Raw genomic sequence first — 11,683 nt, forward strand, 5'->3', positions numbered from 1 at the left:
ATGGAGACCGAGGCCGAGATCCAGCAGCATCTGCGCGAACTGGACGATAAGAAGACGATCGTCACCATCGCGCACCGTATCTCATCCGTCAAGGATTCCGATTTGATTCTCGTCCTCGAACATGGGCGGGTGGTGGAACGCGGCACCCATGACGAATTGGTCGCCGCGCATGGCCGGTATTGGGAGATCTACCACAAGCAGCTTGGCTTGCAGGCCGGTTGCGCGCAGGGATTCGAAGAGTAGAGGGGCATTATGGCAAAGCGCAATACATTCCGCGAGGATGAAGAGCTTGAGGAGAAGATCAATCTACACGATATTCTCCGTATCGGCGTCTACCTGAAACCGTATATGGCGAAGGTGCTGCGCATCCTCGCCGTCGTCGTGGCGATGGGTTGCATCGAGGTGGTCGAGCCGTATCTGATGAAGGTTATGATCGACAGCGCGATTCCGTCGAAGAACCTCACACTGCTCGGCGAATTGGCGGGCCTTCTGGCCGTGCTGATCGTGGTTTACGAGTTCGGCCTGCGCTACCGTACCGTGGAGATCGCGCGCGTCGGCCAGCTGATGCTCAAGGACATGCGCCGCGATCTGTTCACGCATATCCAGACGTTGCCGTTCAGCTATTTCGATTCGCGTCCGCACGGCAAGATCATGATTCGTGTGGTCAACTATGTGAACACGCTTTCGGACACGTTGAGTTCGGGGTTGATCAACGTGATCTCCGATGTGTTCACGTTCGTCATCACGTTGGTGGTGATGTTCGTGATCGATTGGCGGCTCGCATTGTTCAGCCTGGTGTTGTTCCCGTTCCTCATCGCGTGGGTGTTGGTGCTGCAGCATTTCCAGCGGCGTGCATACCAGGTGCTGTCGAACAAGCAAAGCAATCTGAACGCGTTCATCCACGAGTCGATCGCCGGCGTGAAGACCACGCAGACCTTCGCCCAGGAGTCCGTGCAGTTCAAGACCTTCCAGGAGCAGCAGAACGATGTGCGTACCTCGTGGATGAAGGCCGTGCACATCCAGTTCCTCATGTGGCCGGGCATCCAGACCATTTCCGTCATGACGATCGCGTTCATCTATTATGTGGGCGTCACCGGCTTCGGCGCGGTGGACGTCACCACGGGCGTGCTGATCGCGTTCGTCGGCTACGCGAACAACTTCTGGAATCCGGTGATCAGCATCGGCAATTTCTACAATCAGCTGATCACCTGTTCCGCGTATCTGGAACGCATTTTCGAAACGATGGATGTGCGTCCCGAGATTAGCAACGCGCCTGATGCCGTCGACTTGCCGCAGATCAAAGGCAAGGTCGATTTCAACGATGTCGTGTTCCGCTACGAGCCGGACGGCCGCAATATCCTCAATCTGGTCGATCTGCATGTCGAGCCCGGAAAGACCATCGCGCTTGTCGGTCCTACGGGGGCCGGGAAGACGACGATCATCAGTCTGCTGTCGCGGTTCTATGATGTGGCCGAAGGCTCGGTGATGATCGATGGCCATGACGTGCGGTCGGTGACGTTGGAAAGCCTGCGCAGGCAGATGGGTGTCATGTTGCAGGACACGTTCATCTTCTCCGGCAACATCCGCGAGAACATCCGGTATGGCAGACTTGACGCGACGGATGAGGAGATCGAGGCGGTGGCGAAGGCCGTACACGCCCATGACTTCATCATGAGCCTGCCGGACGGCTACGACACGGTGGTTCAGGAGCGTGGTTCGACGCTTTCCGCGGGTCAGCGCCAGCTGATCGCGTTCGCCCGCGTGCTGCTCGCCGATCCGCGCATTCTGATTCTGGACGAGGCGACGTCGAATATCGACACGCGCACCGAGGAGGCGTTGCAGGCCGGTCTGAACCATCTGCTCAAAGGCCGTACGAGCTTCATCATCGCGCACCGGCTGTCGACCATCGAGAACGCGGACGAGATCTGCTACATCGATCATGGGCAGATCGTCGAGCGTGGCAACCATCGTGAGCTGCTCGCGAAGCGTGGCGCGTACTACAGGCTGTACGAATCGCAGTACGCGATGACCAAGGTGTGAGCATTGTGAAAAATCATGAAGATCTCTGCGGGCAGAGGTCTTCATTCAGAAATTCAAGCAAGTTCGACTATTTAAGCGTAAAACCTTGTTGTCGCGCGTATTCCTGTAGCGAGACACCCCAGAGTGACAATTGTTTCCGCATGGTGCTTTTGCCCTGGTAGACCTTTCCTACGGTATCCTTGACTATCTGATTGGCGTACGCCATGAACGGAAGGTACTGCCAATCGGAATCCACCTCTTTGGCGGCTTGCGCGATGACCAGATGCGTTTCCTGCCCACCGAAGAAAGAATCGGTCGCCTTGAGGTATCTGTCGTCAGCGAACACCCTGTTGAGCGGAGGGATGCCGTCTTGGTCGAGATTGCATTTCACTCCGCCGTCATGCGCGAACCATTTTGCGAACAAATAGGCGGATTTAATGTTTCCGTCCGCGGATTTTTTGGGAAGCGCCAACGCGCCGCCTCCGTTTTCGGAATTCCGTGATTCGTTGGAATCGTATTGGGGCATGGGGGCTATGCGCCATTCTCCGGAACTGTCCGGCAGGTTTTTCTTAAGCGTGGTGGTCATCCACGCACCGGTAAGCAAGGTGGCGATTTTGCCCTGCTGAAGGCCGGAATACCAAGCATCCGACCAGGATGCCGTGGAGGTGTCGATGAGTTTGTCATCCAAAAGACGCTGCCACATGGTCGCGAATCGTTGTGTGCTGCGGGCTGAGAGGTCGATACCCAATGTGGTGTTGTGCAGGGTGAACGGTCTGGAACCGGATTGCCAAAGCATCGAAGCGATGAATCCGCCGTCGCAAGCGTCGTTGGTGATGTGGATCGTCGAGTTCATTCGCGTGAGCTGTTGCGCGTCGGCATAATACTCGTCCCACGTTTCTGGGGGCCGCGTGATGCCTGCCTTGTCGAAAATGGTTTTGTTGTAGAACATTACCATTGGACCGGAGGAAATCGGAAGCGCGTAATGTTGGCCATCGACGGTCACATTGGATATCGCGCTGTTGGTGAAGTCGCTGGAAATGTCGCGGAAGCCAAGACTGTCGATTTCCCTGAGATCCCCGCTTATCGCATATTGTTGTACCGCGTTGTAATCTAGATAAACAAGGTCGGGGACGCCTCGTCCCGCATCGATGGCATTGGAGAGCTGCATGTATTCTTTGTCGTTGGATCCGACATTTTGCACATTGACATGAATGCTTGGATATTGCTTTTCGAATGCCTTCACAAAGTCGCCGATGGTCGACTGCCAGGTCCATAGTGTGATTTCCGTGCCGTTCGTTGCAGTGTCCCCAGAACAGCCGGATAATCCCAGTGCAAGTACGGATGCCGTGCAAAGTAGGGCAAGCGCCTCTTTGCGATGAATCATCATTCCTTCTCTTTTCTATCACGTCGCTTCACTGTGAAGTTTACTTTAAGACGTTGTGATCTGTGGACCTTTATCGGTGGCAATTTTTTGCAAAGGCAAACAATGGCAAAAAACAATGGCAAAAAATGGCAAAAAGAAAGGACGGGTATTGTTTTGATGCAGAGATGCAAGTTCGTTGATGAATTGGAGAGGCAATGAAGCTTGAACTTAATGGCGAGTGGGACTTCCATCCGAATGATTCGGAGAAGGGATTCCCTATTGTTGTTCCTACTTGGTGGGATTCCCTCCCTGTGACGACGGGATATCCGACGGCTTGGGAAAAGGGACTGTACCACGCTGTGTATCGTCGTACCGTTCATTTCGATGAAAAGATGTTCGATGAGGACATCCAGTTGCACGTCGGTGCCCTTGCCACATTGGGCAAGGTTTTCGTGAATGGCGTTTCCGTGGGACCGAAGAGCACCAAGGGCTATCTGATGACGCTGCTGCCGTATGATTTGAACATCAATGCTGCCGCGCATCCTGGCGATAACGAAATCCTCATTGAGGTGTGGAGCGTCAAGCAGCTGCCTGAAGATGCGTTGGCCCCTGAGGCGGGTCCCGACAAATTGCTGTTCCCCTTTGGCGTCGAGAACATCGTGGGTCGTGTCGGCATCGGTGGCGACGTCTATGTGCAGACCAAGCCGAAGCTGCGCGTCGATGATGTGCAGCTTATCCCGGATCTGAAGAAGAACGCGGATCCTTCGGACGATGAGCTGACGGTGAATGTGACTGTCGTCAACCATACGAATGAAACGCATGTGGTTGACGTGGATGTCGTGGTGAGTCCATGGGCGGCAGATTCCGATGGATCCTCTTTGCCGCATTTGCGCAGAACTGCTGTGAAGGTCGCCGCGAATGGTGAGGAAGTCGTCACTTTGTCGGCATTGTGGCCGGATGCCCATTATTGGAGCCGTACCGATCCGTTCCTGTATGTGGCGGCGGCCTCGATTGAGGAGAATGGCGCCGTGGCGCATTCCCTTTCCGCACGATTCGGATTCCGTCAGTTCTACCGGGTGGGGGACAAGTATTACCTGAATGGCGTGAAGATTCGCCTTCGTGGTGATTCGTTGTGTCTGCTCAACCAGGGCAATCGAGATCTGATCAATGAGATCGGCGATGCCTATGGCGTGATTCTTGATGACAACCATGCCATGGATGCCATGGCGAGTACGTGGCTCGACGCGTACAAGCACGCCAACGCGAACATTGTCCGCAATCACATCCGTTCGATTCCATCGCAGGCCTTGTATGACCATGCGGATGAAATCGGTATGCTGATGGAGGAGGAGACCGCTTTCTGGAATCCTGGCTCCGTCTCGAATGTTTCGCTGAATCCTCCGTACTACATCAATTATTCTGATGAAGCGATCGGATATTATTGCGAATGGGTGGAACGCTGGGTGCGCGAATACCGCAACCATCCAAGCATCGTGCTGTGGTCCACCACCAACGAGGCTTGGAATCCGAATGACGAAACGGAATTGGTGGCACCCTTGGAGAAGGCTGTGCTTCGCAACGACGTCAGTCGCATGGTCATCAACGATGGATTCAACAAGCCCATTACCAACGAGGACTCCCGTCACTACTTCGGCGGTTACCCGTCCGGCATGACTTCGGCGCCGAATATCTATGATTTGTACCAGATCGATTCTGATCTGCCATTGGGCGCGGGTGAGGAGTTCTCCGTTTCCACGGCCGGCATTCCTCAATATGCCGCGGACGGCACCATCAAAGACATCTATCATGGTCGTCTCAACGGCAACCCCGATACCATTTCGCGTGCTGATTTCGGACGCGAGCTTGGACGTGTCACGCGTGGCATCCGCACAACGCGGATGATGGATTGGAAGCCGTTCTGCTGGTCGATGTTCGTCTATGACAATATCGAACGGTATATTCCGCTTGACCAGAAGTCCACCAAACATGGATTGAACCCGAAGATGCTGATTCGTCCCCAGTTCGATCCCACCGCATCCGGTGACGCACGTTGGATTGAGGGAGATGGATTCGAGTATTTTGCGAATTCCTATGCCGATGTCGCCGCATTCGACAAGGGATTTGACGGAGAGCCCCGCCTTGGGCTGCCGCACCGTATCTATCAGCCCGGCGTGGATTCCGATAGGACACTCATCATCTATAACGATGAGGAGATTGACGGTACCGCGTTGAATGTGTCTTGGAAGGTGTATTCCGAGAATGTCAACACGCAGCAGCCGATTCGCCAAAGCGAAGGGGATTTCGATATCGAGGTGCCTCATGGGGAATTCCGTGAGCATGAGATCGTCATTCGTGTTCCCGGACAGGTGGAAGCCACGGAATCCAGGTTGATTCTTTCATTGGAAGTGCGTAAGAACGGCAAACTCAAGTTCCATGAGGACAATTTCCTCGGATGGATTGGACGTCCGGCTCCTGCGAAGATCGGAGTCAGCCGCGATGCCATCGATCTCGGCAAGGTCGATTGGATTTCTCGTCGAGTGAAGCACTGCATCCACCTCAAGCAGCTTGGCGGAGCTTTGAGCGAACACTGGACCGCCCAACTGGTCGATGATGCGAATGGCTCTATCTCGCTGGAGAAGCTTGAGGGCAATTTGCGGCACGAACAGGAACAGTTCTATACGGTGAATGTCGGTGCGCTGGAGTCTGGACGCGAATATTCCGGAAAAATCAAGTACACCGGAGAATACGGTGATTCGGTGACCGTCGGGATTACATTCACCGCAGGGGATATGCCGGTTGGCGAGGATGCGCTTAACCTGGCTGCCGGTGCCAAGGTGAGCGTTTCCTCGGCAAGCACATTGAATGGCTGGACCAGTGCGTCTTTGGTGGATGGCAGTTTCACCGCCGACTACAACCGTTTTGGTTGGTCATCTGAGAAACATGCCGAGAATCGGCCGGAATGGGTTCAGTTGGAATTGTCGGAACCACGTACCGTATCCCAAGTGGTTCTCGCTCCGCGTGGTGAGAATCCCGGAGGCACGGTGGCTGAGGCGTTCCACGGCGAGGGCGAAGGCGTAGGCGGCGTACTCGAATTCGCGGCGGGCCATAAAGCCGTTGATCCGAATGTCGGACAGGGGTTCCCCGAAGACTTCCTCATCAGTGTTTCCTCTGACGGCAATTCTTGGAAGACCGTGAAATCATGTGTGGACTATCCATTGCCGAGCAACGGAAAGGCCAGGGCGTTTGATTTCGCACCAGTGGAGAATGTGCGGTTCGTCAAGGTGGAGGCCTCCAAATTGCGCGCCAACCCGAACGAGAACGGCGAATATGCCATGCAGCTCGCCCAGGTTGCGGTATACGCCGAGGCCCATATGCCAACGGTTCCCAGTGCTCCGGGACAGGTGCTTCTCCAAGTGAAGGATCACACGGTTCACGTGTCGTGGCAAACCACCTTCGACGGCCGGTCCGCGTTGCAGGGAAGCCATATCGTCCTGCGTAATGATGCGGATGAAGCCATCGAAGCCCAGATCGTGGGCGATGCCGGGCATGTCAGCATTCAGCAGGTCCCCGATGGACTGTGGACGGCGGAGGTCTATAGTTTCAACGCCATTGGATCGGGCGAGAAGGCGTATAGTGACCAAGTGGCCATCGGTGATGGTAAGACGCATCATATTCTTGACGGTGCCGATTCAGAACGTATTCCAGCGCCGAAGGTCGCATTGCAGGTCCCTGACGGAACGCTGCGTGTGACTTGGACGCTGCCGGCGGAGGCGGCGACTTCCGCTGTGAGTTTTGTCGCGCATTTGGAATCCGTGGGAGTCGGGCAGTCGCTGAAGCGGTGCCTGTGGGTTCCGAAGAGTGCGTCCGGTTGCCTGTTCGATGGTCTTCCGCGAGGGGAATACCGAATTTACATCGAAGTGCGTGGAGCCGATGGGTTGGTGGCACTGAGCGAGTACAGCGAACCAACTCTTGTGGCCCAAACACCTTCACAGCCGAACAAGCCTGGCGTCACATCGAGTGGCGACGAGATGAAAGTCACTTGGAGCAAGCCGGCGGACGGCGGTGCTCGAGTGCTTTCCTACGTGCTGACGTTGCGCAACCTGACCGAGGGAACCTCAACGGTCGTCAAAGCCGATGGCTCCGAAATCGAACATGTTGTTTCCGGTCTTGCGCCGGGCAACTATACGGCAAGTGTGATAGCGGTGAATGCAATCGGCATGAGCGTGGAATCCAGTCCGTCCCTGCCCTGCATCATTCGTTGAATCAACAAGTGTGAATCTAAACCGGATCACAAAGTAAAGTAAGAAGGAGAAAGTAGCAATGAGTGCTGCGACTACGACTGCATCTCCGCAGAAGAAGATGCAGAAATTGACATGGCTCAACTATGTGGGCTATGGATCTGGAGATCTGGCCAATAACATCGGTTGGCGTATGATGTCGATGTTTCTGGCCACCTATTACATCTACATCGGCATTCCTGCGGCGACTACTGCGGCGATCTTCCTGTTCGCCCGTTTCTTCCAGGCGGTCGTGTACCTGCTGGCCGGCAATTACGCCGATCGTGTGAAAGCCAACAAGAACGGCAAGTTCCGTCGTCTGGTGGTATGGTTCGGCGTTCCTATGATGGTGGCCATCACACTGATGTACACCATTCCCACTGACGCCAACCTGCAGATCAAGGTTTGCTGGGCCATTGTCACGTACCTGCTGTATCAGCTCCTCGGTGCGCTTGGCGGTGTTCCGTATGGCGCGTTGCTGGGTGCTATGACCCAGGACCAGAACGAGCGTCAGCGTCTGTCGTCTTCGCGTATGGTCGGTGGCGCGCTCTTCGGTCTGGTCATCACGTTCACGCTTGCGCCGAAGGTCAACTCCATGGATCCGTCCAAGCTGTTCCTTCCCGTCGTCGCCATCTTCTGCCTCATCGGCGCCCTGATCTATGTCTTCCTATACAAGACCACCATCGAACAGGTCGATGTGCCGGTTCAGCCCAAGGTCTCTTTCGCTGATACGCTCAAGGCGATTGTGAAGAACCCGGCACTGCTGATTCTGTGCTTCGCCACTGGTTTCTACCTGATTGCCACCTGCGTCGGTTCCATTGGCCCGATCATCGCCAAGCAGGTTCTTGCCAACGGCATGGATGCCGGCACCGTCGCGCTGATCACCACGCTGGTCACGCTGATCAATGCCTCTATCGGCGTCGTGGCCTCTCCGTTCGGACCGGTTATCGCCCGTAAGCTCGGCAAGAAGGGCGGCTGGTACCTTGGTTGCGTTCTCGGCATCATCGGCGGCGTGATGTTCATCTTCGTGCAGAACGTGTGGCTGGCCTTGTTCGCAATGGCATTGAACGCCATTGGCGCGCAGTTCTGCGGAAACTACGTCTGGGGCATGGAAGGCGACACTGTCGAATACTACGAGTGGAAGACCGGAAAGCGTACCGATGGTGCGGCCATGGCTGGCCTGAGCTTCTTCCGCCAGATGTTCGGCGCGCTGACTTCTTGGCTGGGACCGGCAATTCTTGCGTTCACTGGTTACAAGGAAGGCATGAACGTCGCTCAGGATCCGTCTGTCACTGAGAACCTGCGTCTGGCCTGCGGTCTTGTGCCGCTTATCGGCTTCGTGATTTCCGCGGCCATCATGTTCTTCTATCCGATTACCGAGAAGAAGTTCGCGCAAATCAAGGCTGATCTGGCCGAGCGTCACGCGGCCAAGGCCGAAGCGTGATAGCGGCAAACCCATTATGGCGAACAGCTGATTGAAATGTCGCGTCCTCATTCCAATGCAAGGGAATGAGGACGCGACTATTACTATTGGGATGTAATGTGATTCGGATTGGATCGAATCATTGATGATTGGATGCGAACGATGGTCAACAAAGTGCGTTTGGCGGATGTGGCCAAAGAGGCCGGAGTCGCCGTGTCGACGGTTTCGCGAGTTTTTTCCAATCCAAGCAGGGTCAATATTCAGACATTACAGCGTGTGCGTGCTGTCGCCAATCGCTTGGGATATATGCCAGCCGTGCATCATTCGAAAATTAAAACGGGCGATTCCCATCGGCAGGACGATTTTAAATTCCGCGAAAATGCCGATTCGCATCTTTTTGCCATGTTGGTCAATGACGCGTCGAATGGAGTGGGCGCTCAGATTCTCAAAGGCGCGCAACTCGCCGCGATGGAGTCCAATAGCGCGGTGAGCCTTATCGAAATCGGTAATTCCATGATGTGGGCGCAACGGTTGGTGGATAACATCATCGACAAGTTGGATGGGCTTATTCTGTGCACCGACAAACTGGATGTCTCTAAAGTGCGGAAGTTGCATGAGCGTGTCCCCGTGGTGGTGATGAATCGGCCGATGGAGGGGGTGCCAAGCGTCATTCCGGATCCGTTGCTTGGCGTGGCACGTATCCTGATAATGTTCAGACGGTACGACTTGCGCAGCATAGCTTATGTTGCCGGTTCCCATAGCGAATGGGCGAACGAATCTCGTTGGGGGACACTAAGCCAATTATGCCAGTATTTCGGCATGGAGTTACGGCAGATCGGTTCGGTGAAGCCCGGTATTGAGGGTGGTATGCAGGCCGCGCTTGCATTGGAAAACGTGCTTCCGGATGCAGTGGTGTGCTTCAATGATCTTATTGCGGCTGGAGTCATACGCAAATTCAGCATGGACGGCGTCCATGTTCCTGCGGATGTGTCTGTGGTGGGATTCGATAGTACGTTGGTGGCGCCTATGGTGGATCCGCCGATCACCACGATTCGGATTCCTCGCGCGCAGATGGGCCAGACCGCGGTGAACATGTTGCTTGGCAACAAGACTATGCCGGCATTGAATCTGCATGATACGGAACTGCTCATGAAATTGCATGAGCATGGGATTTTTCGTAAGGAATATGGTTCTTTGGCCGCGCAAATAAACACATCGCTGATGATTCGTGGGAGCGTCGCGCGAAAAGGTGTGGAGAATGCTCTGATATCAAATCAGGAAAGCGTTCCAGCGGATTTTCTCGCCAGCCGGTGACGGAACGATTCGAAATGAATATCGGTTGTGGGATGCACGTCGAGTCGAAAAGCCGGGACAAAGTTCGGAGTGAGGGGCATCAATGCAGATTCCTTGGAAACACGGTCGTAAAGTAACCATCCGCTCAGCCATCGGATACGGTATGGGAGATTTCTATGGCGGAGGCCAAGGCGTTCTGGTCTCCACGTACCTCGCGTTGTTCTGGACGCGGTTCTGTGGAATGAACATCGGCTCGGCGCAGTCGATCCTCGGCATAAGCACCATTGTCAGCGCTTTCGCGGCATTGTTCTTCGGTGTGCTGGATGACAATCTGTATCGTTTCCGGCTGGCGCGCCGGCTCGGTCGCCGACATCTGTTGATGCTCATGGTGCCGCCGTTGCTTATATTCGGAATATTGTTATGGATTCCGGGGCTTCCCCCTGCCACGTATCTGGCCGTCTATGTGCTGTGGGTGGTGCTTGGGCAGATGTTCCAGACGGCATACAATCCTTTGCCCGGTGAAATGGCACAGGATTTCGGGGAGCGAACGTTGCTGTCCACCGTGCGCATGTTCGTTTCCTCTGCTTCTGGCACTTTGGTGCCTTTGATTGGCGGTGTCGTGTTGGCGTTTGCCGGAGAAGACCACCCTACTGGCTATATGATTGTCGCCATTGCCTTTATCGTCGGCTTCATTGTGGCGACAAGCATCAGTTGCTGGACCACGTGGGAACTGACTCCGCGGTCGGCCGGCTTTGGACAGTGGGAAGACGGTACCAGGCAAATGTCCCATATCGGATTCGAAGGTTGGGTTCGGCGTCTGCGCAGAATTGCGGGTGAGTACGCGAGCACTCTGCGGATTGTGGTTTTCCGCCAGCATCTTGCGATGTATCTGTTGATACTCACAGCCAGCGATATTTTTGGACAAACGGTCGTGTTTTTCATGCTGTACAACTGGAACCGTACCGCGGCATTCGCGTCGATTTTATTGAGCTGTAGCGTGGTTTCCCTGCCATTGACACCGGTATTCGGGTGGATGATGACGCGTATCGGACCTCGGCGCATGTATGAGATCGGTTTCGTGACGGGATTGATAGGCGCTGCCTGGCTACTGGCTTCTTGGCTGTTGCGTGGACACATGCCGGCATCATTGTGGCTGATATTCGCCGTGGCCGGCATGCTGTGGTTCCTGACGGCCAAGGCGTTGTATGGATATCTGCCATGGACGGTTTTCCCGTATGTGGCCGATGTGGATCAGATCGTGACCCGACGTTCGCGCGCGGCCACATTCTCCGGCATGCAGTTCTTCGC

The 11,683-nt window shown here is 55.0% G+C and carries 6 protein-coding genes and 1 pseudogene; 6 read left to right on the forward strand and 1 reads right to left on the reverse strand.

Annotated features, from left to right (window positions below):
* A pseudogene (locus B3C64_RS00050) lies at positions 1–243 on the forward strand (ABC transporter ATP-binding protein); the annotation flags it as partial.
* A gap of 9 nt (positions 244–252) precedes the next feature.
* On the forward strand, positions 253–2,040 hold the full coding sequence (locus tag B3C64_RS00055; protein ID WP_291532865.1) for an ABC transporter ATP-binding protein: 1,788 nt from the start codon (positions 253–255) through the stop codon (positions 2,038–2,040).
* A gap of 67 nt (positions 2,041–2,107) precedes the next feature.
* On the opposite strand, the gene B3C64_RS00060 is transcribed toward B3C64_RS00055, so the two are convergent.
* A complete protein-coding gene (locus B3C64_RS00060) occupies positions 2,108–3,403 on the reverse strand; it encodes an ABC transporter substrate-binding protein (RefSeq protein WP_291532866.1) in 1,296 nt (431 codons plus the stop codon).
* A 194-nt stretch (positions 3,404–3,597) separates the two neighbouring features.
* Between B3C64_RS00060 and B3C64_RS00065 the strand changes: the two genes are divergently transcribed.
* The 4 genes from B3C64_RS00065 to B3C64_RS00080 form a co-directional block, all read left to right on the forward strand.
* Positions 3,598–7,644 carry a fibronectin type III domain-containing protein gene (locus B3C64_RS00065; RefSeq protein WP_291532867.1) on the forward strand — a complete coding sequence of 1,349 codons (4,047 nt, stop codon included), beginning with the start codon at positions 3,598–3,600 and terminating at the stop codon, positions 7,642–7,644.
* Positions 7,645–7,702: 58 nt separating this feature from the next.
* Entirely contained in the window at positions 7,703–9,103 is a 1,401-nt protein-coding gene (locus B3C64_RS00070; protein WP_291532868.1) for an MFS transporter, read from the forward strand.
* A 141-nt stretch (positions 9,104–9,244) separates the two neighbouring features.
* The gene (locus B3C64_RS00075; RefSeq protein ID WP_291532869.1) at positions 9,245–10,396 is read left to right on the forward strand and encodes a LacI family DNA-binding transcriptional regulator; all 1,152 of its coding nucleotides are present in this window, start codon (positions 9,245–9,247) and stop codon (positions 10,394–10,396) included.
* Positions 10,397–10,478: 82 nt separating this feature from the next.
* Positions 10,479–11,683 (forward strand): MFS transporter (locus B3C64_RS00080; RefSeq protein WP_291532870.1); only part of this gene is annotated, 1,205 nt, incomplete at its 3' end.

The organism is Bifidobacterium sp. UBA6881 (genome assembly GCA_002451435.1).
Classification (GTDB): domain Bacteria; phylum Actinomycetota; class Actinomycetes; order Actinomycetales; family Bifidobacteriaceae; genus Bifidobacterium.